The organism is Serratia sp. HNCC26DJ206 (assembly GCF_057180605.1).
This window is the reverse complement of the sequence record NZ_JBXUGP010000148.1, coordinates 1-374: the sequence shown is the minus strand read 5'-3', so window position 1 is coordinate 374 and position 374 is coordinate 1. Positions and strand designations below refer to the sequence as shown.

Here is a 374-nt window from a genome sequence, read left to right as displayed (position 1 = left end):
GCTGTTGGGCGCGGGCGTGTTGAATATCAATACCAACAATAACCAGTTCAACTTTGGCAGCAACGTGGGCGCCGGGTTTACCGGGCAGGTCAATCTGCAGAACACCCAGTTCCAGCTGTCGAACAATAACACCAGCAGTAACAGCAATACCGTGCTGAACCTGGAGAACAACAGCCGCACCTCGGTCGGTGATGGGGTCCAGACTATCGGCGCGCTGGAAATGAACGGCGGGACGCTGATTTTCAATAACATCATTGATAACAGCGGGTTATTAACCTCTGGCGGTACCGTGGCGGCCACGAGCATCAATACCACCGGGGGCGGCACGGTGAGTGTCAACCTGCCGCCGAACGTCTCTCCGAGCCTGGAAGGGA

The 374-nt window shown here is 56.4% G+C and carries 1 protein-coding gene; it reads left to right on the top strand.

What is annotated here, in order from left to right; translation table 11 throughout:
- On the top strand, positions 1 to 374 hold a 374-nt coding region (locus AC2A1E_RS24345; RefSeq protein WP_484385899.1), incomplete at both ends, for a hypothetical protein.